The 25,873-nt window shown below is 47.6% G+C and carries 23 protein-coding genes; 19 read left to right on the top strand and 4 right to left on the bottom strand.

Annotation, left to right across the window (positions count from 1 at the left end; all coding sequences use genetic code 11):
• The first annotated feature begins 359 nt into the window (after positions 1-359).
• The 18 genes from ispG to NG796_RS14345 all read left to right on the top strand — a co-directional run bounded on the left by ispG (position 360) and on the right by NG796_RS14345 (position 20,965).
• A complete protein-coding gene (gene ispG / locus NG796_RS14430; RefSeq protein WP_261207534.1) occupies positions 360-1,586 on the top strand; it encodes a (E)-4-hydroxy-3-methylbut-2-enyl-diphosphate synthase in 1,227 nt (408 codons plus the stop codon).
• A gap of 470 nt (positions 1,587-2,056) precedes the next feature.
• Positions 2,057-3,364 carry a carboxyl-terminal processing protease CtpC gene (gene ctpC / locus NG796_RS14425; protein WP_261207533.1) on the top strand — a complete coding sequence of 436 codons (1,308 nt, stop codon included), beginning with the start codon at positions 2,057-2,059 and terminating at the stop codon, positions 3,362-3,364.
• A gap of 237 nt (positions 3,365-3,601) precedes the next feature.
• Positions 3,602-5,806 (top strand): hypothetical protein, encoded by a 2,205-nt coding sequence (locus NG796_RS14420; RefSeq protein ID WP_261207532.1) that lies wholly within the window; start codon positions 3,602-3,604, stop codon positions 5,804-5,806.
• A gap of 167 nt (positions 5,807-5,973) precedes the next feature.
• The gene (locus NG796_RS14415) at positions 5,974-6,453 is read left to right on the top strand and encodes an ATP-binding protein (protein ID WP_261207531.1); all 480 of its coding nucleotides are present in this window, start codon (positions 5,974-5,976) and stop codon (positions 6,451-6,453) included.
• A 400-nt stretch (positions 6,454-6,853) separates the two neighbouring features.
• On the top strand, positions 6,854-7,795 hold the full coding sequence (locus NG796_RS14410; protein WP_317619313.1) for a TRAFAC clade GTPase domain-containing protein: 942 nt from the start codon (positions 6,854-6,856) through the stop codon (positions 7,793-7,795).
• A 9-nt stretch (positions 7,796-7,804) separates the two neighbouring features.
• Entirely contained in the window at positions 7,805-8,593 is a 789-nt protein-coding gene (locus NG796_RS14405) for a hypothetical protein (protein WP_261207529.1), read from the top strand.
• A 225-nt stretch (positions 8,594-8,818) separates the two neighbouring features.
• A complete protein-coding gene (locus NG796_RS14400; RefSeq protein WP_261207528.1) occupies positions 8,819-9,658 on the top strand; it encodes a dienelactone hydrolase family protein in 840 nt (279 codons plus the stop codon).
• Between the two features lie 130 nt (positions 9,659-9,788).
• Positions 9,789-10,628 (top strand): class I SAM-dependent methyltransferase, encoded by an 840-nt coding sequence (locus tag NG796_RS14395; protein WP_261207527.1) that lies wholly within the window; start codon positions 9,789-9,791, stop codon positions 10,626-10,628.
• Between the two features lie 150 nt (positions 10,629-10,778).
• A complete protein-coding gene (locus NG796_RS14390; protein ID WP_261207526.1) occupies positions 10,779-12,014 on the top strand; it encodes an LL-diaminopimelate aminotransferase in 1,236 nt (411 codons plus the stop codon).
• Between the two features lie 186 nt (positions 12,015-12,200).
• The gene (locus NG796_RS14385; protein ID WP_261207525.1) at positions 12,201-12,764 is read left to right on the top strand and encodes a Uma2 family endonuclease; all 564 of its coding nucleotides are present in this window, start codon (positions 12,201-12,203) and stop codon (positions 12,762-12,764) included.
• A gap of 34 nt (positions 12,765-12,798) precedes the next feature.
• Positions 12,799-13,452 (top strand): Uma2 family endonuclease, encoded by a 654-nt coding sequence (locus NG796_RS14380; RefSeq protein WP_261207524.1) that lies wholly within the window; start codon positions 12,799-12,801, stop codon positions 13,450-13,452.
• Between the two features lie 213 nt (positions 13,453-13,665).
• On the top strand, positions 13,666-13,950 hold the full coding sequence (locus NG796_RS14375; protein WP_261207523.1) for a hypothetical protein: 285 nt from the start codon (positions 13,666-13,668) through the stop codon (positions 13,948-13,950).
• Positions 13,951-13,952: 2 nt separating this feature from the next.
• On the top strand, positions 13,953-14,396 hold the full coding sequence (locus NG796_RS14370; protein WP_261207522.1) for a type II toxin-antitoxin system VapC family toxin: 444 nt from the start codon (positions 13,953-13,955) through the stop codon (positions 14,394-14,396).
• Between the two features lie 531 nt (positions 14,397-14,927).
• On the top strand, positions 14,928-16,451 hold the full coding sequence (hflX, locus tag NG796_RS14365; protein WP_317619312.1) for a GTPase HflX: 1,524 nt from the start codon (positions 14,928-14,930) through the stop codon (positions 16,449-16,451).
• 385 nt (positions 16,452-16,836) lie between these two features.
• Entirely contained in the window at positions 16,837-17,748 is a 912-nt protein-coding gene (locus NG796_RS14360) for a cistern family PEP-CTERM protein (RefSeq protein ID WP_261207521.1), read from the top strand.
• Positions 17,749-18,120: 372 nt separating this feature from the next.
• Positions 18,121-18,390, top strand: a complete 270-nt coding sequence (gene grxC, locus NG796_RS14355; protein ID WP_261207520.1) for a glutaredoxin 3 — start codon at positions 18,121-18,123, stop codon at positions 18,388-18,390.
• A 259-nt stretch (positions 18,391-18,649) separates the two neighbouring features.
• Positions 18,650-19,627, top strand: a complete 978-nt coding sequence (gene gshB / locus NG796_RS14350) for a glutathione synthase (RefSeq protein WP_261207519.1) — start codon at positions 18,650-18,652, stop codon at positions 19,625-19,627.
• A 195-nt stretch (positions 19,628-19,822) separates the two neighbouring features.
• The gene (locus NG796_RS14345) at positions 19,823-20,965 is read left to right on the top strand and encodes a Gfo/Idh/MocA family protein (protein ID WP_261207518.1); all 1,143 of its coding nucleotides are present in this window, start codon (positions 19,823-19,825) and stop codon (positions 20,963-20,965) included.
• Positions 20,966-21,096: 131 nt separating this feature from the next.
• On the opposite strand, the gene NG796_RS14340 is transcribed toward NG796_RS14345, so the two are convergent.
• Complete coding sequence (locus tag NG796_RS14340; RefSeq protein ID WP_261207517.1) at positions 21,097-21,651, bottom strand: hypothetical protein; 555 nt, start codon at positions 21,649-21,651, stop codon at positions 21,097-21,099.
• A gap of 287 nt (positions 21,652-21,938) precedes the next feature.
• Between NG796_RS14340 and NG796_RS14335 the strand changes: the two genes are divergently transcribed.
• Positions 21,939-22,250 (top strand): hypothetical protein, encoded by a 312-nt coding sequence (locus NG796_RS14335; protein WP_261207516.1) that lies wholly within the window; start codon positions 21,939-21,941, stop codon positions 22,248-22,250.
• Between the two features lie 167 nt (positions 22,251-22,417).
• On the opposite strand, the gene NG796_RS14330 is transcribed toward NG796_RS14335, so the two are convergent.
• The 3 genes from NG796_RS14330 to NG796_RS14320 all read right to left on the bottom strand — a co-directional run bounded on the left by NG796_RS14330 (position 22,418) and on the right by NG796_RS14320 (position 25,685).
• The gene (locus NG796_RS14330; protein ID WP_261207515.1) at positions 22,418-23,152 is read right to left on the bottom strand and encodes an MORN repeat-containing protein; all 735 of its coding nucleotides are present in this window, start codon (positions 23,150-23,152) and stop codon (positions 22,418-22,420) included.
• A 216-nt stretch (positions 23,153-23,368) separates the two neighbouring features.
• On the bottom strand, positions 23,369-24,670 hold the full coding sequence (locus tag NG796_RS14325) for a hypothetical protein (protein WP_261207514.1): 1,302 nt from the start codon (positions 24,668-24,670) through the stop codon (positions 23,369-23,371).
• Positions 24,671-25,067: 397 nt separating this feature from the next.
• Positions 25,068-25,685: a class I SAM-dependent methyltransferase gene (locus NG796_RS14320; RefSeq protein ID WP_261207513.1), complete on the bottom strand. Its 618-nt coding sequence runs from the start codon at positions 25,683-25,685 to the stop codon at positions 25,068-25,070.
• Positions 25,686-25,873: the final 188 nt, after the last annotated feature.

Here is a 25,873-nt window from a genome sequence, read left to right as displayed (position 1 = left end):
CTTGCCATCGGCGAAAATATCTTCCTATCTTATCGGTTTCTCGTCCCCTGTCATCCATGAAATCTAAAAATCTCTGGAATATTGGGTAAAACCCGGTGCATCACGGGAGGGGAAAATGCCTCAGTCTGGGGGTGACAAGAGATTGAGGAAATTGAGGGAAGTTTTCTGGGAGGATTTTCTGCCAAATTGACTCAATTTATGGCAACCTGAAAAACAGAACCCAGACTAGAACACTCTGGCGCATCTATTGGCTGATCAAGAAAACGGGGGATAAGCCCCAACCCTAGCAGCCTGAATGCGATCGCCCGAGGTTCAACCCAATCACCCTGCACAGCAACTATCGGATTGCGATCGTCAGTATGCAAACACTCCCAAACCCCACCACCGCCCAACCCACTGCCAATACCGCCCTGATAGACACCACCATCCACCGGCGCAAAACTCGCGCGGTTCCCGTGGGCAACATTACCATCGGAGGCGGTAACCCCGTGGTAGTACAGTCCATGATTAACGAAGACACCTTAGATATCGAGGGGTCCGTGGCGGGAATTCGTCGTCTCCATGAAATTGGCTGCGAAATTGTTCGAGTCACCGTCCCCAGTATGGCCCATGCCAAAGCCTTGGCCGAAATTAAGCAAAGACTGGCGCGGACTTATCAACTCGTTCCCTTGGTGGCGGATGTCCATCACAACGGCATGAAAATTGCCCTGGAAGTCGCCAAGCACGTGGATAAGGTTAGAATCAATCCCGGACTTTACGTCTTTGAAAAACCCAACCCCAACCGGACCGAATACACCCCCACCGAATTTGCAGAAATTGGGGAAAAAATCCGGGAAACCCTAGAACCTTTGGTCATTTCTCTACGAGACCAAGGTAAATCGATGCGCATTGGGGTCAATCACGGGTCCCTCGCTGAACGGATGCTGTTTAGTTATGGGGATACCCCCGAGGGAATGGTGGAATCTGCCCTCGAATTTATCAGAATTTGTGAATCATTAGACTTCCGCAACTTGGTCATTTCCATGAAAGCATCCCGCGTTCCGGTGATGCTGGCAGCCTATCGCCTGATGGTGCAGCGGATGGATGAGTTAGGGATGGATTATCCCCTGCACCTCGGGGTCACCGAAGCGGGGGATGGGGAATATGGTCGCATTAAATCCACCGCAGGCATTGGCACTTTATTAGCCGAAGGGATTGGAGACACCATTCGCGTTTCCCTGACTGAAGCCCCAGAAAAAGAAATTCCTGTCTGTTACAGTATCTTACAAGCCCTGGGTCTGCGAAAGACGATGGTTGAATATGTGGCCTGTCCCTCTTGTGGTCGCACCCTTTTTAATTTAGAAGAGGTCCTCCATCAGGTCCGAGAAGCGACTAAACACCTGACGGGACTTGATATTGCTGTAATGGGTTGCATTGTCAATGGACCCGGAGAAATGGCCGATGCCGATTATGGGTATGTGGGTAAGCAACCGGGGTATATTTCCCTCTATCGGGGTCGGGATGAGATTAAAAAGGTCCCGGAATCTCAAGGGGTTGATGAGTTAATTAAGTTGATTCAAGCTGATGGGCGATGGGTTGATCCCTAGGGGTGGAAAGGCCAGGATTGAACAGCACCCAAAACTGGGTTTCTAGTTTAGATTAAGGGCATCGGGGATCGGGAGGAGACCCGAAACCGGGTTTCTTCCGGAAAGTCTGGATATCCTAGGGAAATCCGGCCTGCGATCGCCCCCTGAACCGGGCTTTCACAGAATCAGGCCGGTCTGTTACCTCAGCAAAGCCTGTGTTATCGTAGGGCTAGGGACAAACCTTATAATCCTGACAATCCTCCCTTCCTTATTTGAGCTGTTCCTGGCTCACTGGGGAAGAGCAAATCAGGGCAGGCGCTTTCTCATCGGATTAGTCATCTATTGTTCAATATCAACCCTGTGCTTTCCCTTCATTAACCCCCATCCCTCTCGATAACTTTCATCGCATTACCTTACTTTGTCGAAAGATAGAAGAGTCAACCGGGGTCGATCGTGCTTAATCGTAGTTTTTCCTTCCTGATTGAATATTTATGGTGATTACAAAACGCGGACTTATAGTAGGTGCAACAGCAGTGGCCTTAACTGCTGTTACGGTCACGGGGGCGGGACTTCATCTCTCCCAAAGTCAAGCATTTTTTCAAGAGAGCCCCAAAGAACTGGTAGACGAAGTTTGGCAAATTATTAACCGCAATTATGTGGATGCCACGTTTAACCAAGTGGATTGGGAAACGGTTCGTCAAGAGTATCTGACCCGACCTTATACCAATAAGGAGGAAGCTTACACCGCGATTCAAGAAATGCTGGAAAAGCTGGGGGACCCTTACACCCGGTTTATGAATCCAGAAGAGTTCAAGAATATGCAGATTGATACCTCTGGAGAACTAACAGGGGTGGGGATTCAACTCTCCCAGGATGAAGAGACGAAGCAACTGATCGTGATTTCTCCCATTGAAGATACACCGGCTTTCTCGATGGGAATTCAAGCGAGAGATGCTATCCTCCAGATTGATGGACAAAGTACCGAGGGGATGGATATCAATGAGGCAGTATCCCTGATTCGCGGTCCTGTGGGTACGGAGGTAACTCTAACTATTGAACGGGTACTCGACGAAGAACGCGGGACGAAAGAGACGAAAGATTATACGATTCGGCGCGAACGCATTGAACTCCATCCGGTTCGCCACAGCTATGAGGAAAGCCCGATGGGTGGGGTCGGTTATATTCGTCTAACGAATTTTAATGCGATCGCCGCTGAAGAAATGCGCAATGCTATTGAGGACCTGGAAGGCCAAAATGTCTCCGGCTATATTCTGGATCTGCGGTCCAACCCGGGGGGTTTACTCCATTCCAGCATTGAAATCGCTCGGATGTGGCTTGATTCCGGCAGCATTGTCTCGACGGTGAACCGCGTGGGAGAAATGGCCCGTGAGACGGCCAACGGACGCGCCCTGACGAATAAACCGTTAGTGGTGTTAGTAGATGGAGGTTCCGCCAGTGCAAGTGAAATTCTCTCGGGGGCCTTGCGAGACAATGAACGGGCTATTCTCGTGGGAACCAAAACTTTCGGCAAGGGCTTAGTGCAGTCAGTACGCGGATTGGGAGATGGATCCGGACTGGCGGTGACGATCGCCAAGTATCTCACCCCGAATGGTACGGATATCAACCATGAAGGGATTACTCCGGATGTGGCGATCGAACTCACTGAGGACCAACAAAAACTTTTACGGGGCGATCGCACCTTAATTGGTTCCACCCAAGACCCGCAATACACGAAAGCGATGGAAGTTCTCCGCCAAGAAATTGCTACCGCCCGGGCTAGACGTATCCCGGCCAACTAACATCAAATCGGTGAATTTGTAAGGGTACTCTGTTTCAAAACCTACCTAGTTTTTACGGGTTTCCCTGAAATTAAAACGATTGAGAATGGTGTGATAAGACCCCCATCCCGTAAGATGAAAGGGTCTTATTTTTTTCTGGTATCCCTCAAAGCAGTTTTTTCAAGCCTTGACGGGGGATCAATCCTTCGCTGACCGCATCAAGAGAGGGAACGAAACCCGATAATTATATTACCGATCATGAATAATCACAGAACCGCACAAATTGCTCAGATTGTTGAAAAACGTCGCCCTTTAGCCGAAAATATGAGCCGGGTTGAGGACAATTTAAGGTCCCTCACGGCAGCCCTTCGGACTTTACAGGACCACCGCGATCGCCTCCTAAATTCCGTAGAAGATCAGGCGATCGTCGGACCTCTCCAAGACGTGGATTTTTGGAAAATTCAGGTGGAAATTGCCCGCGAATTAGAGGCAACGGCGAAACTAAAAGCCCGGTTTTCCCGGGATACCCTGAATATTGGCGTGGTTGGACGCGCTAGACAAGGGAAAAGCCGCCTCTTACAAAGTTTAACCGGATTGACTGCCTCGGAAATTCCCGATGGCGATCGCCAACATTGTACCGGCGTCCTCAGTACCATCTACCACAATCCCACCCTGGAAACTCACGGGGAAGTATTCTTTCATAGTGAGCGATCGTTTTTAGACGAGGCGATCGCCCCGTATTACGACCAACTCCAGTTAGGTCCGTCTCCCCAGTCCCTGGATGACTTTGCCAGACAGTCTCTTCCGCCCCTGCCTCGTGACCTCTACGGCGCACAAACCGGGGCAAAATACGAACATCTCCGACGATATCACACCCACCTGGACCAGTATCGGACTCTCCTCCAGCAACCCTCCCCACGGCGGATTTCTCAAGGGGAAATTCGCGAATATGTCGCACAAGATACCCCCGATGGTCAGCGCGTCTTTTTCAACTATCTCGCGGTGCGCCAAGTTAAAATTGTCTGCACCTTTCCCAATGGGGATGTGGGAACCATTGCGTTAGTGGATATGCCCGGATTGGGAGATACCGGCATTGGCGATGAAGTGAGGCTAATCAAAACCCTCGGTCATGAGGTGGATTTTGTACTGTTTGTGAGAATGCCGAAATCCTCGGGGGATTATTGGGCCGATGTTGATGTGAAGTTGTACGACACCGCTGCTGCGGCATTAACCGAACTACCGATCGCCCTCTGGTCCATGATGATTCTCAACCAAACCAGCGCCGGTTCTGGGAATGGGGATAATGCTAAAAACTGCCAAGATTTAGCCGAAACAATGGCCGAAAAACATCTGGAAGTGGTTAAAACCTTAACGGTGAATTGTGCCGATTCAGTTGCCGTAAATCAGCAGATTTTAGAGGGGGTTTTGGAGTATTTAATGGCTAAAATTACCGACCTGGACCGCCAGTATGCAGCAGCCTATCAAGACCGACTCTTGCACCTGCGCGATCGCCTCGCTGCGGAACTGGTTAAGGCAAGGCAAGTCCTAGGCCAATCGGCCCAACGCGAGAGCGATTTTCCCCTATTCCTGCGGTTATTTGATGCCCTTTGGAATAATTTAACCAGTGGCTTAGAGGGATTTTTGCGGGGTCTGTCTCAGCAACGAGAGGCGGAAGATTTAGAGTTCAAGAAGCAAGTTCAGATTGCGATTGCCAATTGTTACCAGGACCCGGGCATTCCCACCCTAGAAGAGATAGAAACCCGGCGCGATCGCGTGGGAGGCTATCCGAATGCGTACTATCAATATTTAAACGAAATTCGGGCCCATTTATCTCAGCATTTTTTGACGTTAGATGATGGATTGAAGCAGGCGATCGAACGTGTCAAGTCCCGAGTTGCCGATGTGCTAATAGAACAAGGACGATTAGAAAACCTCACCCCGGTTCGAGGCAGTGAATTTTTAGGCGTCATGGCGGAACTGTTACCGGAAGATTTACACAAACTCAAACTGGGGTTTAGAATTTTATCCGAATTTAATTTATCCTATCGCGGACTGATTCAACATCGGATTCGTCAGCAGTTGGATGGGTTAAATCCGGATAAGACGGGATTGAAATTATCCCATCAAGGGGTTTCGGCGTCTGAAGTTTTAGGAAACCTGAAAACTCTTCATGCTGAAGCGGTTTATAACTGTGAAACTGCCCTAGAAGATTTATTAATTGAACCGAATCAGGCAGCCTTTGCGATCGTGGAGGAATTTGTGGATCGCGTGTTGCGGGTGGAAGGAGTAAAAACCGAGTGGCAAATCTTTTTAGAACAAGTCCGGTCCGAGGTCTGGCAAGATGAATTTGACCGTTTCAGCAGTCGCGATCGGCTACGTCGAGAATGGTTAAATGCCGTGGATATGGTAGAAACGGCAAATCAATTGCAATTGATGCAATTTTTGCCTATCAATAGTGGTTGAAGGGAAATAAAATACAAGGGGAGGTTACACTTTTGGAAACCAGAAACCGGGCTTTTAAACCCCTTTATGACTTTTAAGCAAATATTTTCTTAAAAATCCGGTTTCTAAGCGATACGGTCAAAATATTTAATGGCAATTAGAAATTTTCTTGATTGAATGGCTAAATCATGATAGAAATTGTGATATTAATGGGATTACAAGGGGCGGGAAAAAGTACCTTTTATCGAACCTATTTCGCCCAAACCCATGCTTTAGTGAGTAAAGATTTAATGCGGAACAATAAAAGACCCGCCCGCAGACAAGCTTTTTTAATCGCAGAACACCTTAAATCTGGAACCTCCTTAGTGGTAGATAATACAAATCCTACCTTGGGCGATCGCCTTGCTATTATTGAAATAGGACAAGCCTATAAAACAACAATTATGGGCTATTACTTTGAATCCCAAATTACCGATTGCCTCACCCGCAATCAACAACGAGAAGGAAAAGCCCGAGTCCCGGACTACGCCCTCTATATGACTCGCAATAAATTAGTCCCCCCAACCTACTCGGAAGGATTTCATCAGTTATTTCACGTCAAAATAGGAGATCATCCCAGAACCTTTGAGATTTATCCTTGGACCCAGGAGGAAACCCTTGTAACTTGACTCAATTTGACCGCAAAACGAGGCAACTGGAATATTTCTATCATCCATCCGAGGTGGTAGATTACTTTCGGTGGAGACAAGCTGATGCCACTCGTTATAGGATAAACTTTAATGAATTGCCCTGATGGCAGCGTCGCGGGACGGGGTTATTTTGGGAAAATGACTCGCAAATCCGGTATAATCAGATTCTAGGTCAAGAAGTCGTTGCTACCCGACGGCGAATTAAAATTGATGCAGCCTTGCCAAGGAAGGCAGCTTATAGCGAGTTTATCGCCAGACTCTTAGAGAGTTAGGAGAAGTTAAAGAACACTTTCCTTTAACTTGGTGAACATAAAAGTACCTAAGAAAAAATCAGATCAACCCTCAACCCGAGAACATAATGCAGGAATTAAAAGTGACTATGCTGGGACCTAGTGGCGTCGGTAAAACCAGCCTTTTAACTGCCATGTATGAGCAATTTGAACGCAATATTGGACAAACCAATTTGCAACTAACGCCAGATTTAGAAAGTGCAGCCTTGCTACAAGAACGATTAGCCGAACTAAAAACCCTGCCCGACAGTTTTGAAACTAAAGGATGGATGCAGAGTACGGAAGACCATAAATCTTTTCTCTTTGAGTTGGGCAGAAGAGGGGCAATTCCCTCATTAACATTGCATTTTCAAGATTATCCCGGAGAATATCTCGCCGCCAAAAGTTCGCGAGAAGATAAGGAACGAGTTGAGACATTTGTGCGGGAATCGGCAGCGGTGGCGATCGCCATTGATACCCCTGCCTTAATGGAAAAAAACGGCCAATGGCATGATGCAGTCAATAAACCTCAACAAATTGCTAATTTGTTTCAACGAGTCTATCGCGAATTAGAGTCTCCCCGATTGGTGATTTTTGCCCCAGTACGCTGCGAAAAATACTTACAAGATGAGAAAAGTAGTGCGGAATTAGTCCGGCAGGTGCAAGCGGGATATGCGAGAGTATTAGATTTATTGCGATCGGAATCTTTACTCTCCAAAGTCGTCGTGATTATCACTCCAGTTCAAACCGTAGGAACTGTGGTATTTTCCCGTATTGAAATCCTGGATGGAAAACCGTTATTTATTTTCAGAAAAACGAGTCACGATGCCCAATATAATCCCCAAGATAGCGAACAGCCTTTACGCTATTTGTTGCGGTTTCTGCTAAGACTCCATTTGGACCGACGCAACTTAGGAGTATTTAATTTTATCCGCGATTGGTTAGGATTGGATAATCACCTGAAAGATGCAGTCCGGGAATTTGCCAAAGGTTGTAAAAATACGGGTGCTTATGCGGTGTTACAGGGTCAAAATTGGCTCAATATTGGATAGGAGGATGTCATGGAAATTTATGTAAAAAGTCGAGGATTTTCTCAGGAAGAGGGTTATTGCTGGCTACCAGAAACCCCTTCGATTCTCACCTTGAATCGGGTTATTGACTGCATTCAATCTGAATCTCCCTCTCTCCTCTTGGGACGATATAGCGGACGGTTGTTATTACTAATTACGGGATTAGAGGCGAAGGGGCGAACCGATTTTCGAGATCGCACCATTCGCAATTCCATCGCCTGGGTTGCCGAAGATTCCGCCATCCATGAACAACAATTACGGGCAATCGCTGTCCGCGCATTACGCACCTTTGTAGAGGAAAAACCAGACGGATTAGAGGGGGAAATTGACCAAGCAATTCCCGTGGGAGGACCCGATGGATTTAGCGTCAACTGGGAACTGTTAAAGGGATTATCCGCGAGTGCAACTCTCCCCAGTCACCCCCCAAAATCCGACCGAGAACGAGAAGAACAGTCCACGGATAAACTCGCCAAAAATTGCGATCGCACCAAAGAAACCCTCGCCACCCAACTCGAACACTATGGGTTACCCCAAAGAGAAGGCCCCCTGGTTGTCGTCACCGGAATTAAAAGCAAAGATGCCTTAATTCAGGCAGGAGTCTGGCGGGGTTTATCTAAAAGTGTAGAGGAGGAAGATTGGACGCCCATTCGGGAGAGACAAGACCCCCTCAGTTCTCAGAAAGAACCGTTTCAAGCCGAAAAAAAGTTCAATGAAACAGCCACTTTAGTGGCAGGGATTGTGGCGATCGGGATGTTATTTTTAGGGTTATTGTGGTTTTAAATAAGTATAAATTCCCGAATAAAAGCATCTTGTTTACTATTACAATTCCAGCAAAATTCTAATAAAGCCCCCCTTCTTAAGGGGGGTTGGGGGGATCGAACCGAAATTTTGTAAGAGGTTTATTCTAGGAGTGGAAGCCTCCTTGAACAGATAGGATAACAATCGGAAAGGTTATGGATTACAATAAAACCGAATCATTCCTTGAACCATTAGGATCCCTTGCCAATGAAACCTTTAACGCGCCGACAATTCATCAAAGTGAGTGCGATCGCCGCTGGATTTGCCCTTGCCGCCCATCCCATTTTCGCCCAACAAGTCATCACCACCGACAGCGAGGGATTAACCGCTGGTGAAGTTGCCATCCCCGTTGCCGATGGAGAAATTCCCGCCTATCGCGCCATGCCTGCCACGGGACAAAACTTCCCGATTGTGCTAGTCATCCAGGAAATTTTCGGGGTTCATGAACATATCCAGGATGTCTGCCGGAGATTTGCTAAACAGGGTTATCTGGCGATCGCCCCAGAAATGTTTGCTAGACAAGGAGATGTCTCCCAGATGGAAGATATCCAGAAAATCATCTCCGAAGTCGTATCTCAAGTACCCGATGAACAAGTGATGTCGGATCTCGATGCTACCGTTGCTTGGGCGCAAACCAGTAGTAAGGGCAACCCTGAAAAGCTGGGCATCACCGGATTTTGCTGGGGGGGACGAGTTGTCTGGTTGTATAGCGCACATAATCCCCAAGTCACCGCTGGAGTCGCCTGGTATGGGCGATTAGTCGGTGAATCCACCCCCCTGACTCCCCAACATCCGATCGATATCGCCGAAGAATTAACTGTCCCGATCCTTGGATTATACGGCGGCGAAGATGATTTAATTCCCAATGATACTGTCGAACAAATGCGCGATCGCCTCGCCTCCGGCAACAGCAAGTCCGAAATCATCCTCTATCCCGACACTCCCCACGGATTCTATGCCGACTACCGCCCCACCTATCGCCCAGAAGCAGCAGCAGACGCCTGGAATCGCCTTCTCACTTGGTTTGAAAAGTACGGCGTTGCCTAAATTGAAAAGCTGATTTACTTCTCGCAAAAGCCCCCCTTAAGAAGGGGGGTTTGGGGGATATTTCTTAGAATATTTTATGTTTTGAGTCCCCGAAAAACCCTTATCATAGAATAATAAAACAACAACCAAAATGAATGATTCTTTCCTGCCTAATGACTATAAACAACAAATTGCCGATTACTTTAATCGCCGGATAAACTATGATCAAGAAGGCGATTTTCATTCCATTGTTGCCCATCATCTTATCCAATGCGCGGATATTCAACCCCGACAGCACATCTTAGACATCGCCACAGGCACGGGTTTAGTTGCCATCGAAGCCGCCCAAATTGTGGGAAATCACGGATCAGTAATGGGAGTTGATTTATCCGAGGGAATGTTAAGGCGATCGCAAGCCAAAATCACGGCTGCTGGTTTAACGAATATCGAACTCAAACAAGCCGATATAGAAATTATTGATTTTCCAGACAACAGCTTTGACCGCATTTTCTGTTGTTGTGGTATTCCTTATATACCCAATATTCCTACCAACTTAAGCCGTTGGCAAAAATTTCTCAAACCTGGTGGAATCATCGCAATGACCGCAGTTGCTGAAACTGCTTATATGTTTCGACATATTTTAACAAAAATTGCCCAAAGTTACGACATCGAATTGCCAAATTGGAACGAAGCCATAGGAACTGTAGAAAAATGTAACCGCCTCTTACGAACATCGGGTTTTGAAGCGATTCAAGTCACCGAGGAGCAATTTGGAGAGTATTTGAGCTTAGAGTCTGCTCAAAAATTATGGGACATCATTATCCAAAATCCTCTTACCTCTTTCAATTTTGTTCAACCCCTGAATTCAGAACAATTACAGGCTGCTAAAGCCCAATATTTAGCGGAATTAGAAACCTTAGTTACGGATCAAGGCATCTGGAACGATATCACCCTATTTTATATTCTGGGACGCAAACCCATCAGCCCATAAAAACAAGATGAGAAATCCATCGTCCCAAATGAGGTTGACTGGGGTATCTACAGACTTGAAATTGCTCATAACCAAAATAGCAACGCCAACCTCTATCCGGGATGCCACCATTGGCAGTAAACTGTAATCCGATGTTTTTAATGATTGACGATGGCAACGATTAACGACAACTACCTCAAACTTAAAGCGGGTTACCTGTTTCCCGAAATTGCCCGTCGGGTGAATGCCTTTGCTGAGGCGAATCCGGACGCCCAAATCATCAAACTAGGTATTGGTGACGTGACAGAACCCCTCCCAGAAGCTTGCCGCAAAGCAATGGTAAAAGCGGTGGAAGACATGGGCGATCGCAGCAATTTCAAAGGGTACGGACCCGAACAAGGGTATGCCTGGTTGCGCGAAAAAATTGCCATCCACGATTTCCAATCCCGAGGATGCGCGATCGATGCATCAGAAATCTTCATTTCAGATGGATCTAAGTGCGATACTGGAAACATTCTTGACATTTTCGGCAACACCAACAAAATCGCTGTTACCGATCCAGTTTATCCCGTGTATGTTGATACAAACGTCATGGCAGGACATACCGGACCCGTCAATGATAAAGGCGAGTATGAGGGATTAGTCTATCTCCCCATTAGTGCAGAAAATAATTTCATCGCCGAACTTCCCACGGAGAAAGTCGATTTAATTTACCTCTGTTTCCCCAATAATCCTACGGGTGCAACGGCTACCAAAGACTACTTAAAAAAATGGGTAGACTATGCCAAAGCGAATGGTTCGATTATTTTCTTTGATGCGGCATACGAAGCCTTTATCACTGACCCTAATTTGCCTCACTCCATCTATGAAATAGAAGGCGCAAAAGATTGTGCGATCGAGTTTCGTTCCTTCTCCAAAAATGCGGGATTTACCGGCACGCGTTGCGCCTTAACGGTAGTTCCCAAAAACCTCATGGCAAAAGCCTCCGATGGGTCCGATGTCGAAGTCTGGAAACTCTGGAATCGCCGCCAATCCACCAAATTTAATGGCGTCTCCTACATTGTCCAACGCGGCGCAGAAGCGGTGTACTCCGAAGAAGGACAAGCACAAGTTAAAGAATTGGTCAGTTTTTATTTAGAAAATGCCAAAATTATCCGAGAGAAACTAACCGCTGCCGGATTGTCAGTTTACGGAGGCGTGAATGCACCTTACGTCTGGGTTAAAACCCCCAATGGATTATCCAGTTGGGATTTCTTTGATAAATTGCTACAAGTGGTGAATGTAGTCGGAACCCCCGGTTCTGGATTTGGCGCTGCTGGCGAAGGATACTTCCGCATTTCTGCGTTTAATAGCCGAAAAAATGTTGAAGAAGCGATGCAGCGGATTACGGAAAATCTGAAACTTTAGTTGAGTTTACAGTAAAAGTTAGAAACTGGGTTTCTAAACAACAATTAGGGAGAATACCTTAACTTGTTTAGAAACCCGGTTTTTTTGTGAAGAAACCGGATAGGCTTTAGAGTTTAGCGCTATAATAGTATGAAGTTGAAAGGGGCGATCGCCCCCCAAGCCCACTCATTTTAAAGGTCCCTAAACATGGTCCAAACCCCATCTAAATCGTTAACCTTGGCAGAATTTCTCCAACTCCCCGAAACCAAACCTGCCAGTGAATATATTGAAGGCCAAATTATTCAAAAGCCAATGCCTAAAGGAAAACATAGTTCAATTCAAACCGAATTTGCAGCTACAGTCAATGGCACTCTTCGAGGTCCTAAAATTGCCCGAGCCTTTTCTGAACTAAGATGTAGTTTTGCTGGACAATCAATTGTCCCTGATGTATCAGTCTTTATCTGGGAAAGAATTCCCCGGGATGAAAACGGCGAAATCGCTAATATTTTCACATCGTCACCGGACTGGCTTATAGAGATTTTATCACCGGACCAAAGTCAAACAAAAGTCACTAAAAAAATTCTATATGCTCTGAAATATGGGACTCAAATGGGTTGGCTGATTGACCCCCAAGAAAAGACGATTTTTGTATATCATTCTCAGCAACAAATCGAAGTCTTTGATGAACCGGAACAGCAAATCCCCGTTCCTTCATTTGCCAGGGAATTGCGGCTAACGGTGGCGGAGATATTTGGCTGGCTGTTAGAATAGATGTTAATTTGCTAACAATTTACTGTTTTTGATTATGACCCTGATCACCGGCATTGTTAAACCCGTTAGTGAAATCCAGCTCGAACCCGGTAGCACCGTTACCATTTCCAACATCAGTTGGCAGGAATTTCAGACCCTATTGCAAGAATTAGGGGAAAAAAGAGCTTCCCGCATTGCTTACAGTCATAACACTTTACAAATGATGGTTCCCTTACCTGAACATGAAATCCCTAGCGATCTGATTTCTGATATTGTCAAAACTTTGCTAAAAGCAAAAGGCATAAGATATCAGCCTTTTAGATCGACCACCTTTAAACGGGAAGGAATGGCAGGAATTGAACCGGATGCTAGTTTTTATATCCAGAACTGTCAACGGATGATCGGACGTCGCCGCTTGGAACCGGATGATCCACCGCCGGATTTGGCAATAGAAACCGATGTCACTTCTAAAACTACCATAGAAGCCTATAAAGCGATTGAATGCCCAGAAGTTTGGGTGTATAATCAGTCAAAGCTAACTATCTATCTGTTACAAGAGGGAGAGTATGTCACGGCTGAGAAGAGTCCGATTTTTCCGGAACAGGCGATCGCCCAAATTATTCCCAGGGTAGTCGAACGCGCTTGGCAAGTGGGAACGTCTCAGGCATTGGCCGAATTTGAAGCGGCGATCGCTGAAAGGGGCAGTTAAAGGATAATAGCAATAATCACCTCCCTCATATCCTGACAATCTATTGATATTCATGCTCGTCAAGCTCTATAAAATACGATAGTTATGATAGAAGTGCAAATCAGTTTAACTAAAACAGGCTGTGTGAGTACCTACAGTCCTGGGGAGAGAGTGATCTAACTCAATAAACGGTAAACCGTTTAACATAAGGGTAGAAAACGAGGAGGAAAAGCGATGATTAGCATTACCTTGAACTTGTCGCCGGAAGTTGAGGCAAAATGCCGAAAAAGTATCGCGAGGGGAGATATGATCGCCCTTCAGCAACTGTTGGCGGAGGCTTTTGCACCGACGGTAGAGGCATTGCTACAACCCTCACCGAACCCCATTGAACAGGAGGATGAATTTGAGGCGATCGCCAATCAGTTAGCCGATGAGCTGACAGATTCTCTGGGGCCAGATGTCCCTACCCTAACCGATTATGCCGTCAGTCGTGCAGGAATCTATGAGGAGCATCCCTAATCGTGATTTATCTGGTGGATACGAACGTCTTGCTTAGAGTGGCCGATCGCAGGAATCCCCAGCACGAAATCGCTCGAACTGCTGTGCGAAAGCTGAAACAGGATCAGCATCAATTGCAAGTTCTCCCACAAAACTGCGTTGAGTTTTGGAATGTGATGACGCGACCTCTTGAGAAAAATGGATTGGGTTTAACCCCCATCGAAGCCGATCGCTTATTATGTTTGATCGAACGCCTTTTTCCGGTCTGTTCTGATCCGCCAACCCTCTACTCAGAATGGCGCAGACTCGTCGTTACATTCCAGGTATCAGGAGTTCAAGTCCATGATGCTCGTTTGGTCGCCGCGATGAAAGTCATTGGCATGACTCACATTCTGACGTTTAATACAAAAGATTTTACCCGCTATGCACAAGAAAAAATTGTACCCGTACATCCAGCAACAGTTTAACAATCACCATACCACAGTCTGAAAGTATCAATTGAACGCTCAACTTAACCTAAAATCATGTAGCTTGTAGCGATTTCAAACATGAACAAAAAAATTGAAAAGAAGCTGACTTGATACTTGAGAATGAATTGTAAAAGATAGGCTTCTCTCAGCTTGGCAGTAACCTCGCTGGATGTTTGACTATCGTCTCCCCTCCGTTACTTCCCTCCCCATCTCTCTATTCCCACCTTAAATTATCCAGCCCCCTTTAACCCAGCTAAACTCCCTAACATCCCTTTAACTCACGATAAAATAAAGAGATAAAGAGTTCGGAGGGCCAGTTTCCTGGTCAATACGCCTATCGAAACGATATACGGACAACTACAAGGACTTAAATCCAGTCAGCTTAAGCAACTTAATCGCCTGTACCACCAAAAACTCCCCGTGGATGCAATTACCACCTCGGAATTTGCCCAGCGACTGGCGGCAATTAGTACCGAAATTGGTGATTCGCTTTGTGTTTATATCAATCGCCGGGGGCAGGTGATCCGGGTGGGGGTGGGTTCACCGCGTCAAACCCAAATTCCGGCAATGGAATTACCCCGGTATGGGGAGGGTCGTTTGAGTGGGATTCGCTGTCTTACGACTCAGTTAAAGGGGGAGGGTCCGAGTGAGTCTTCTCTAACCGCAATGGCGATTCAACGGTTAGATGCGTTAGTCGTCTTGAATTTAACTGGGGAGGGGTTTGAACGGCGTGGGGGTGGGGCTACGGGTTATGTCAGTCAAGCTTATTTAGCACATTTAATTCCCCAAACGGGAATAGAAGAGGGTGAGGGCAAAGGACCGATCGCCTCTTGGACCGTTTCCCCCCCCATGAGTCTGGATGCCCTCTCCCTACAGGACTTCCTAGAACTCGTCGAAGGACTAGAAGCGGAGTTCCAGCGCGAATTTATCGCCCGGGATGTGGATGCGGACCACGATCGCGCCCTATTAGTTGGGGTAATGACCAATAATCTTAAAGATGAGCAATTTGAAGATGGACTCACGGAACTGGCCCGTCTAGTCGATACTGCCGGGGGAACCGTTCTGCAAACCATGCGCCAGAAACGTCCCCGTCTCCATCCTCAAACTGTGGTTGGAAAGGGTAAGGTCGAAGAAATTGCCCTCACGGCACAAACCCTCGGCAGCAATCTAATTGTCTTTGATCGCGAACTCTCTCCGGCACAAGTCCGCAATCTGGAAGTCCAAATTGGGGTCCGCGTGGTCGATCGCACTGAAGTGATTCTGGATATCTTTGCTCAACGCGCCCAATCTGGGGCCGGTAAACTGCAAGTTGAATTAGCTCAACTGGAATATATGCTGCCCCGCCTCACGGGTCGCGGTCAAGCTATGTCCCGATTAGGGGGAGGAATTGGTACCCGAGGGCCTGGAGAAACCAAACTGGAAACTGAACGCCGCGCCATTCAAAGACGAATTGCCCGTCTGCAACAGGAAGTAAACGAGTTGCAGGCGCATCGATCGCGGATGCGTCTGCGACGGCAACATCAAGATGTCCCTTCCGTGGCGATCGTCGGTTATACCAATGCCGGTAAATCCACCCTGCTCAATGCCTTGACCAATGCGGAAATTTATACGGCAGATCAACTATTTGCCACCTTGGACCCCACGACGCGCCGGTTAGTGATTCCTACGGTGATGGGGGATACCCAGACCATCGTTGTCACCGATACTGTAGGATTCATTCATGAACTGCCCCCTTCCTTGATGGATGCCTTCCGCGCCACCTTAGAAGAAGTCACCGAAGCTGATGCCTTGCTGCACGTTGTCGATTTATCCCATCCAGCATGGCAAAGTCAAATTCGTTCCGTGATGAAGATTTTGGGGGAAATGCCCGTTACTCCCGGGCCCGCCTTGGTTGCTTTTAATAAGATTGATGCGGTAGATGGGGATACCCTGGCGATCGCCAAGGAAGAGTTTCCCTTGGCCGTCTTCATCTGTGCCAGCGAGCGTCTCGGACTGGAAACCCTGCGTCAACGACTCGCTCAACTCATCGATTATGCAGTGGCCCCTGAGTAATCTCTTTATTGATCTTTGTCTAAGTTACGCGATTTTGCTGACGACAATTCCAGTGGCAGGATGCCAGAATAGATAGAGCACTTCTAGTCAACAAGTCTGCAATTAATTAATTGAGGACTTGTTGATCCGTAAAATCTCGTACTTTATCAAAACTTTGTATTTGTGCCGAGCCAAACTTTCGGCAAATTCTAGCATTAAGTTTATTTATATAAAGATTTTACAAAGCTGGGAGAAAACTATGGACAGACATAGACCCCTATGGATACAGTTGAATGGAGTACCGGCGATACCCTCCGCAAAATGGGAGTTTGGCCTACTTTTTGAAGAGGGCAGGGATTAACGAATTCAGTCGCTTAGTGCAATTGCCTAATAGGGTGGCATAAAGATGCTGAGTAAAACAGCCAAGCAAGAGTGCAACAACCGTCGGTTCAATTTCACCCATTATGCTGGTAGGATTCAGGAAAGAGATATGTTTAGATTACTCAAACCACTTACTTTAGGACTATCAGTCATTGGCTCCATAGGGGTTTATTCCTTGACTGTCGCTGCATCTGCCTCCGCGTTTACTCTGGTTGACGGCAGTAAAACCGTGGGCATTTCTGCCAGCGATATTGGCAAAGAATTTACCGTAGATTTTAACGGAAGTATTGATGAAAAAGACGTTACCGGACTTTCATCCGAAGCGATCTTTAAATTTCTGGGGTTTAACAGCGTTAGCGGCAACACCGAGGCAATTTTTGATGTCTTCCTGACGAACAACTCTAGCAATGGCATCACCTCTCGCACCTCAGCGTTAGGGTTTGATGTTTGGAATTTTAACGGCACCAGTCTCGGGTCAGGGATGAACTTGGTGGGGGTTGGATCGGCCTCGGGTTCCGGTAACACCCGGGTTGAAGGACTGTTTTCCAACGACAGAAGTGGTTCCTTTCCCAATGGGTTTGGAGAAATTGATGTTTGCTTTACCAAGGGAACAACCTGTCAGGGTGGCCGAGGTGAAGGCAATGATGGGGGCGTCACCACTGGGAATACCGGAAACTTTAAGGCAACTCTCGCTTTCTCCGGTGAGGTCCAAACCTTTGCAGTGAACAACTTTGGTGTTCGCTATCAAAGCATTAACGGACAGGGTTTTGTTGGGGACAGTGGCACGGGTCGGGGTACAATTGATATCGGGATTCCCTCAGAAAGTCCCAAGCAAGTTCCGGAACCTACAGCGACTACGGCGCTGTTACTGATTGGATTTGGAACCCTTAAATATGGAAAAAAAAAGCCGCAAACTTTGATTCAAACTGAAGGTTAAACCCTTGAATCATGATTTCCGATGAAGGAATAAATTAATTGTAAATAAGGGGAGCTGTTTGAAGCTCTATAAATTTCAAATTGGGTGCTTTTGCGCTCCCCCGCATCGTGGGGAGTTTTTTTGTTTAATTCGGCCCAGTCCGTGGAGTTTAATTCTATTTTATATAAATTACTTTATAGCTATTAATTGATATATTAGGCAGCTTTTATCAACAAGGCGGGGGAATAAACCCTCTAAAAGGGGTTCTCTTGGGATGAATTTTAATAATTTGAATTACTGATTAACAATTAGTCTGAGTCAGAAAACTAACGAGGGTGAGCCGTCCCGTTACAATGGAGTAAACATCAGATTGCTTAGGCTTGTGAACCAATTATGAAAGCTAAGGTAGAAATCTACACATGGAGTCATTGTCCCTACTGTCGGAGGGCGAAAGCGCTGTTAGATCGCAAAGGTGTAGAGTATGCGGAATACGGGATTGATGGAGATGAAGGCGCAAGGGATCAGATGGCAACCCGTGCAAATGGGCGTCGATCAGTGCCTCAGATTTTTATTAACGATCGCCATATTGGGGGTTGCGACGATTTGCACGCCCTCGATGCCAAAAATGAGTTAGATCCCCTGCTGCAACCGGAATCGGTTTAGTCCGGGGATACAGCAAAGGGAAGACAACTAAGGTTTTGCGACCAAATTTCTGCAAACCAAAGCACCTTTCTGTGAGGCAACACCCCGGTTTGGTGGTCCGGGGAATCTCATTCGGTCCCAATACTCTAGGGGGATTTGGGCAGACGCAGCACTCAAAAAAGCGATCGCCTCCGAGGGGCGATCGCTTTTTTGTCCCGTTTAGCGCTTAAATAAAATAGGTAAAGCTCCACCCAGGGAACCATTCACAAGGGAAATCAACGTGAAATTTGCCTTCATCATCGATCCGATCCAAAAACTAGATCCCACCCACGATACCAGCGTTGCGCTGATGGAATCCGCCCAAGCGAAAGGACATGAGGTTTGGATAACTGAGGCGCATCAACTTAGCGTCGTGAATGGCAAAGCTTGGGCAATCCTCGACCGAGTGACCCTCAAACCCATAGAACGCGCAGGCGATCGCTGGATAGCAGCAAACCCCTGGCATCAAATCCAACCGGACGGTTCCCATCCCCTGGAAACAATGGATGTCGTCTTCATGCGAACCGACCCTCCCGTTACCATTCCCTATCTCTACGCCACCTACATTCTGGATTACATCGACCCCGAGAAAACCCTCGTCGTCAACTCTCCAAAAGGACTGCGATCGGCTAATGAAAAAATGTATGCCCTCCAGTTTACCTCAGTCATTCCTGAAACCATCGTCAGTCAAAGTAAAGCCGTCATTCGCGATTTTTTAGACCAAAAAGGTGCAGCAGTTCTTAAACCCTTGGGAGGAAAAGCTGGGGAAGGTATTTTATTCCTGGACCCGGAGGATAAAAATTTCAATTCGCTGATTGAAATTAGTACCAAACAAGGCAAAGAACCTGTCATGGTCCAAACCTATCTCCCGGAAGCAAAACTAGGAGATAAACGGATTATTCTCCTCAATGGCGAACCCATTGGTGCAGTCAATCGGGTTCCCAGTGGGAGTGAATTTCGCGGGAATATGGCCGTGGGAGGTCTAGCAGTCAAAACTGAGATTACCGATCGCGAACGACAAATTTGCACGGAAGTCGGTCCGAAACTCCGAGAAGATGGCCTATATTTCGTCGGACTAGATGTGATTGGAGGCTATTTAACCGAAGTGAATGTCACCAGTCCCACAGGGATTCGAGAAATTGATAAATATCTCCCCAATGATGAACGCTTAGGGCATCAAGTGATTGACTGGGTGGAGAGTTTTGTGAAGCAGAGATAGGGGAGATGGGGGAGATGGGGGAGATAGGGGAGAATTGGGGGATGGGGGAGAATTGGGGGATGGGGGAGATGGGGAGGATGGGGGAGAATTGGAGGATGGGGGAGAATTGGGGGATGGGGGAGATGGGGGAGAGGTTTGTAATAACGACTGAAATCGTTAAATGACCAATGACCAACCACAAAGGACAAACAACAAATGACTAATTTCTCAACAGCCTCCTCTTATCCGACAGGACCAATTGGTGTCGCGATTGTGGGGACGGGGTTTGGACAAAAAGTGCATATTCCCGGATTGAAAGAATATCCTCAGACGGAACCGATCGCCGTTTATCATCGGGATATTGATCAGGCGGAGGCGATCGCGGCGACTCATCATATCCCCCTGGCAACCGATGCGATCGCCGATATCGCCAAAATGCCCGAAGTGCAGGCTGTGAGTCTGTCTACGCCGCCTTTTTTGCATTATGAAATGGCAAAACCCTTGTTAGAAGCGGGCAAACATTTATTACTCGAAAAACCTACCACTTTATCAGCATCGGAAGCGAAAGAACTCTATCGAATTGCCAATGCTAACGGTGTCGTTACTGCGATGGATTTTGAATTTCGGTTTGTTCCAGCATGGCAGCGGTTTAAAGAATTGTTAGATGATGGATATTGTGGACAAATCCGGTTTATTAAAATCGATTGGTTAGTCTCCTCTCGCGCTGATGCCAGTCGGCCTTGGAATTGGTACTCTCAAAAACAGCAAGGCGGTGGTGCCCTAGGGGCGATCGGGTCTCATTGTTTTGATTATATTTCCTGGTTATTTGGACCCGTCAAACGCTTGTGTGCTTCCCTGAGTACAGCAGTGACTGAACGTCCAGACCCGAAGGCAGGGGGACAACTGAAACCTGTAGATGCAGATGATACTTGTCTGCTGATGTTGGAATTGATTGATGGAACTCCCATCCAAGTCAGTTTGAGTTCCGCAACTTACCAAGGGCGAGGACATTGGGTAGAAGTGTATGGCGATCGCGGCACTTTAGTCCTCGGCAGTGACAATCAGAAAGATTATGTACATGGGTTTAAATTGTGGGGTGCACCGGCAGGGGAATCTTTATCAGAATTAAGCATTCCCAACCGTCTGGAGTTTTCTAAAACCTATCCAGATGGACGCATCGCCCCTTTTATTCGCGTGGTAGATAATTGGGTCCGAGGGATTGAGGCGAGACGGGCGATCGCCCCTTCCTTACGCGAAGGCGTCTATTCTCAACTCCTCATGGACCTCACCCATGAATCCCACGAAACCGGAACTTGGGTGACAGTCCCTAATTTGGATGACTATCTTGCCCGCAGTTGAGCAAAGATACCGTTCAACCTCGCGACTTCAAGCGTTATTTTCCCCCAGTTTGTAGTAACGACTTTAGTCGTTTCCTCATTAAATTTATAACGCCTGAAGGCGTTACTACAAACATGAAACCGAATCATTTTTTAACATTCTTTCAAACTCGAAGGCGGATAAGACGGTAACATTTCGACCGGGCGATCGCCAGGGAGTTCTTCAATCCACACCTGAACCCCTACTTTGCGAACCCGTCCCATTCGACCCGCTTTGGGACCCTCTAAAATTTCCACCTTAGACCCCACCTGGGGCAGTTCCGTACAACTCGCCGAAGTTGCTAGGGCCAATTCCACCAACCTATCGATCGCCTGGGATGCTGGAATCGGTTGGTCTTGCAACCATTCCACTGTTTCCGGGGCCAGGGAAAACAACTTGCGAACTCGGTTTTTTTTGCGACTCTTTGGCCCTTTCTTCAAATTTGCCTTGGAGTTAGGGTGATGGCCCCGCTTACTCGGTGACCCGACTGCCTCAATCTCTTCCGTCCCTAAAACTCGGTTGCAGGTGGTCCGGATGTAGCACTCTTCATCGGTTTCACAAACCTCCGCAATCTCTAAAACCTGACACTCATACCAGTCGGACTGTTGGGGATCCGTGCGACAGACGACCTTCTGACCGGGGTGAAATTGTTTTTTGTCATCAAACATTGACATTTCTCCACTCAGTATATACGATTAGAATATAACCTAAAGGATTCCACCAGGATTAAGAAAACCTTTAAGTTTTCCACTCCCACATCTAGCGGGGGAATAGGGCAGCTTTACCCTACGGGTGGAGTAGAGTGCAACTATTGTGGAGAATTTGAGGGCTGGAATCTGGACAAAACGGTTACAGCACAATCACTCTAGGATATTGATCCAGTGCAAGACCGAGGAAGAGTGACCCCAGACTGAGGGATTCAATCCATAGCATATAGACAATTGGAGATGGGACAATGAACAAGCAAGCTTATGACGCCTTAAATCGCCTCGCGATGAGATTGCATCAAACCCAGGGGACTGATGGCCCTGCAACGGAAACGGAAGTAGCGCAAATTGCCGCCGCCTATTTGAACACTTTAGTGGAAAATTTATCCGATCGCGAATTGGTTCAAGCGATCGATGAATATCGGTCGGGGCACACTCGAATTAAACAAGTCCAAGAGTCTGTGCAAAAGTGGTTAGAAACCGATTTAGGTCAAAGTCGCGAGCAAGAGTTCAAAGAATTTATTGCCCAATTAAACAGCAGAATGGGCAATGTAATGTAGGGTTGATTGAATATCACCAAAGGGACAAGTTACCATAATGATAGGAGCTAGAATCAAGAAAACCCCAGGCGATCGCTTGGGGTTTTCGGTATTAATGCTCTAGTTTTAATCGGCGATCGCGCCCGTTGACTTTCTCCCCAGGAGAATCGGGCCGATGAGGGGTCCAATTAAATCCGTTTGCCTTCGCGGAACTGTCCGGGGAAGCGTCTGCCAGCGCTATCAATCAGGACGCCTTGACCGTGGGGAAGACCTTGACGTAACTCTCCCTCATACCTTGTGCCATTGGGGAAGGTACAACTCCCATTCGCATCTAAGTTTTCATTAAAAAACCGGCCTTGACAGCGGGTTCCATCCACGCGGTTGAGGGTACCCTGACCAAAGGGCTGTCCAGCAAAGAATTCTCCTACATAGCGATCGCCATTACTGAAGACAAATTGTCCTTGTCCAGCAGGTTGAGAGCTAACATCACCGCTCTGCACATCCTGAACGAGGCGGAAAGTCCCTTCATAGCGGGAGCCATCAGGAAAAATAGCCTTTCCTCTCACAATATTACCATTTTCAAATGTCCCTTCATAGCGGGCATCATCCGCAAAGATAAAGGTTCCCTCTCCGTTGGGACGACCTCCGCTAAAGAGTCCTTCATAGCGATCGCCATTGGCATATACATAGACCCCTCTCCCATTGGGAACACCATTGGAAAATGAGCCCGCATAGTTATCCCCATTGTCGTAATTACACTTAATTGGGCCAGCGGAAGCGTCTCCCGTGCAAAAAGGAGGGTTATACTCCTCGCCCTCTTCTTGTGCATTGGAGGTCGATATAGGCCCGATTGAACTGGCAATTTGCATCACACCGACGATGAACATCGTCATTCCTATCTTTTTGAGAGAGTCAGTGATCATCCTAACGTTCTCCTATGTGCATGGTTATTATCTATTCTAAGTTTTGGAAACCGAAACGTTCTTCTGCAATTGGGTAGATTCTCCCAAGAGAATGAGGCGATCGCGTTCATGATTTTGTCCATGAACGCGATCAGGACAACAGAGTACCATTGCCTCGTAAATCCCCGCTCTGGCAATCTCTGCTCACGGGTTAGCTAGATTTCTTTGATAACCCTACTAACGTCCTAATCCAGCATTAGCCAAGTTAACCCCACCCGGAGTAGCCTCCGGAGGTTCTTGTTCTCCGAGAGCCTTACCGACTTCAATCCCGTTTTGCTCCAAAATTACAATGGGGTCAGCGGTATCTAAATTTTGGACCTCTTTAACTAGGACCTCGCCTAGGGCAATGCGATCGCCTACCTTCACATAACGCGAAGTGGCCTCATTCGGAGCCTTAACAATAATTTGTACTTGACCCCCCGCTCGAATCACCCCCGTTACTTCGGTGCCTTGAGCTAAATCCGTAGAAGGAGGCGGGAGGGGGACTGGCGGTGGTGGTGGGGGAGGAAGTTTTTCAGGACCAATTCCTACAGGGAGTTCCGGAAGACCTGGGACCCCTCGCGCCACTAGGGGGGGAAGGGGTGGCGGGGTAGGTGGACCTGCCGGTGCCTGGGCAACCACCGGAGGAAGTTGTTCCGGACCAATTCCTACGGGCAGTTCCGGAAGACTTGGCACCCCTCGCGCCACTAAAGGCGGAAGCGTGGGGGGTTGAGGGGGACCCGGTGGACCAGCCGCTACTTGCTTTGCGGGGGGTCGAGGTTTTGGAGGGAGTTGTTCGGGGCCGATTCCCACGGGCAACTCAGGAAGGAAGGGAATCCCTTGTCCAACTAGGTCAGGAATTTGAGGCCCTTGAGGACCAGCTGTTCCGGGTTTGACTCCCGGTCCAGTTCCATTTCCCGTTCCATTTCCAGTTCCATTTCCCGTTCCATTTCCTCCGCCTGGTCCGGGTCTGGCTCCCGGGCCAGATCCATTTCCTCTGCCCGATCCTGGTCCTGGGAAGGGTTGAAAGGGTTGAGCTTGAGCGACGGCTTGACCAGGGGGTAATTGTGGACCGATCGCCACGGGCAAATCTGGAAGATCCGGAACTGCACGGCCTGGAAATTCTGGAACTCTAGGAGTCGGTACTTCTGCCCCCGGTTTTGGGGTGACTGGCACCGGCTGGACATCGAGTACCCCAAAGGGATTTTCCTTCGCCTGTCGGGCCTTTTCTTGTTCCAGTTGTCGCACCCTTGCATCTGGACTGGTTGGCGGAATTAAATTCCCAATAGACGTGGGATCCGGGCGCTGAGGCACGACAGGTTTTTCAAATTCCGGAGATTTGGTTTCTTCGGCTGCTTCTGGGGACTCCGGTGGAGTCTCCGTTGCCGTGGGAGGGGGCTCGACGGGGGCGACGACTTCCGGAGTCTCCGGTTCACCACCACACGCACTCAAGATGAGGACGAGCATCCCAATTGACACCTTTAATAAAAGTTGACGCATGGCCGCTGATTATTAGGATTTAGTACAAAGATAGCCGATTAACTCAAAATTGCTTCATCACCCTAGGAGTAATTCCGCAGGGTCGGCTCCATTTTTTATCGATCGCCCGGTCTGTTAAGCCAACTTAATCTTGACAAAAACAGGTAATTAGGATAATACCAGCGATCGGTCATTCTATCGTCCATTCTAGGGTGAGGGCTGCTTTGGGGTCCGGAACCGGAAAATAGGCAGCCAGTTGCTAGAAAAGAGCTTGTTGCAGGGGTGCAGCGCTGGGATTATGGCGCTTAGACCTCGGGCAAAAAGACCTCAACTTACTCTGTTCATTTGCCTATTGTACTCTAATTCTTCAACCTGAGAAATGTAAGGAAGTCAAAACCTTTTGCTCGGAGAAATGCCGCTATATTTTAGTAAAAATAGTCAGCCAGACGGGCCCGAGAAGGGAGTAATGTCCCCGGCATTGGAGTCCAGCTTCTCTCCCCAGTTGTTCACGCCTTTCCAGGGAGTAGAGGTAAATATTGGCGGGAGAGACTCCTAATGCCTGAGAAAATTTTTGTCCTAGGGGGGTGAAATCAACTAAGTAGTAGTTTCCTCCAGGGGACAATACCCGGGTGACTTCCGATAAAATGCGATTGGGATTGGGGTAATGTAAAAAACTAATGGTATTAAAAACGGTATTAAATTGTTGGTCCGTGAAGGGGAGTTGTTCGGCATTTCCTTGAATGAAAATCAGGCGGGGACGATGGCGATCGCACTTTTTTTGTCTCGCTTGGCAAATCATCTCGGGGGAAAGGTCAAATCCGGTTCCGCGTAAAGTGGGAAATTCATTTGCAAGGCGATCGAGCAATCGACCCGTTCCGCATCCGAGGTCTAGCACATTAGGAGAGTCGGGCAATTGCAGATAGTCCAGTAATCGTTTATGAAGGGCTTGATAAAAGATAGTCGTAAACAGGATATCGTAAGTCGATGCCCAGCGATCAAACAGTTTTTGTTTTTTAGTGATTTCCGGGTGAGTCACAGTTCAGTTCTCCTAAAGTTGAGGATAATAGACCTCTGGCAAAATTCTAAAAAGCCCCCCAGTAACTAAACATTTATTCCGCTGGCTTCCCCCTTCTTAAGGGGGACGGGAGGGGGATAATCAGGGGAGTTGGGGGGATCTCTCCAGTATTTTGCAAGAGATCTATAGCGGTTTTCACGCTAATGAAC

Source organism: Laspinema sp. D2d (assembly GCF_025370755.1).
Lineage (GTDB): Bacteria > Cyanobacteriota > Cyanobacteriia > Cyanobacteriales > Laspinemataceae > Laspinema.
The sequence above is the reverse complement of the archived record's forward strand: the minus strand, read 5'-3'. Positions and strand labels throughout refer to the sequence as shown.

Excerpts from the sequence above, each read along its gene's own strand:
- NG796_RS14405 (WP_261207529.1), top strand. The coding sequence starts at position 7,805 with ATGGAAATTTATGTAAAAAGTCGAGGATTTTCTCAGGAAGAGGGTTAT.
- NG796_RS14415 (WP_261207531.1), top strand. The coding sequence starts at position 5,974 with ATGATAGAAATTGTGATATTAATGGGATTACAAGGGGCGGGAAAAAGT.
- NG796_RS14375 (WP_261207523.1), top strand. The coding sequence starts at position 13,666 with ATGATTAGCATTACCTTGAACTTGTCGCCGGAAGTTGAGGCAAAATGC.
- NG796_RS14395 (WP_261207527.1), top strand. The coding sequence starts at position 9,789 with ATGAATGATTCTTTCCTGCCTAATGACTATAAACAACAAATTGCCGAT.
- NG796_RS14380 (WP_261207524.1), top strand. The coding sequence starts at position 12,799 with ATGACCCTGATCACCGGCATTGTTAAACCCGTTAGTGAAATCCAGCTC.
- NG796_RS14390 (WP_261207526.1), top strand. The coding sequence starts at position 10,779 with ATGGCAACGATTAACGACAACTACCTCAAACTTAAAGCGGGTTACCTG.
- NG796_RS14340 (WP_261207517.1), bottom strand. The coding sequence starts at position 21,651 with ATGTTTGATGACAAAAAACAATTTCACCCCGGTCAGAAGGTCGTCTGT.
- ispG (WP_261207534.1), top strand. The coding sequence starts at position 360 with ATGCAAACACTCCCAAACCCCACCACCGCCCAACCCACTGCCAATACC.
- NG796_RS14325 (WP_261207514.1), bottom strand. The coding sequence starts at position 24,670 with ATGCGTCAACTTTTATTAAAGGTGTCAATTGGGATGCTCGTCCTCATC.
- ctpC (WP_261207533.1), top strand. The coding sequence starts at position 2,057 with ATGGTGATTACAAAACGCGGACTTATAGTAGGTGCAACAGCAGTGGCC.
- NG796_RS14335 (WP_261207516.1), top strand. The coding sequence starts at position 21,939 with ATGAACAAGCAAGCTTATGACGCCTTAAATCGCCTCGCGATGAGATTG.
- grxC (WP_261207520.1), top strand. The coding sequence starts at position 18,121 with ATGAAAGCTAAGGTAGAAATCTACACATGGAGTCATTGTCCCTACTGT.
- NG796_RS14345 (WP_261207518.1), top strand. The coding sequence starts at position 19,823 with ATGACTAATTTCTCAACAGCCTCCTCTTATCCGACAGGACCAATTGGT.
- NG796_RS14360 (WP_261207521.1), top strand. The coding sequence starts at position 16,837 with ATGCTGAGTAAAACAGCCAAGCAAGAGTGCAACAACCGTCGGTTCAAT.
- NG796_RS14420 (WP_261207532.1), top strand. The coding sequence starts at position 3,602 with ATGAATAATCACAGAACCGCACAAATTGCTCAGATTGTTGAAAAACGT.
- NG796_RS14400 (WP_261207528.1), top strand. The coding sequence starts at position 8,819 with ATGAAACCTTTAACGCGCCGACAATTCATCAAAGTGAGTGCGATCGCC.
- NG796_RS14330 (WP_261207515.1), bottom strand. The coding sequence starts at position 23,152 with ATGATCACTGACTCTCTCAAAAAGATAGGAATGACGATGTTCATCGTC.
- NG796_RS14385 (WP_261207525.1), top strand. The coding sequence starts at position 12,201 with ATGGTCCAAACCCCATCTAAATCGTTAACCTTGGCAGAATTTCTCCAA.
- NG796_RS14410 (WP_317619313.1), top strand. The coding sequence starts at position 6,854 with ATGCTGGGACCTAGTGGCGTCGGTAAAACCAGCCTTTTAACTGCCATG.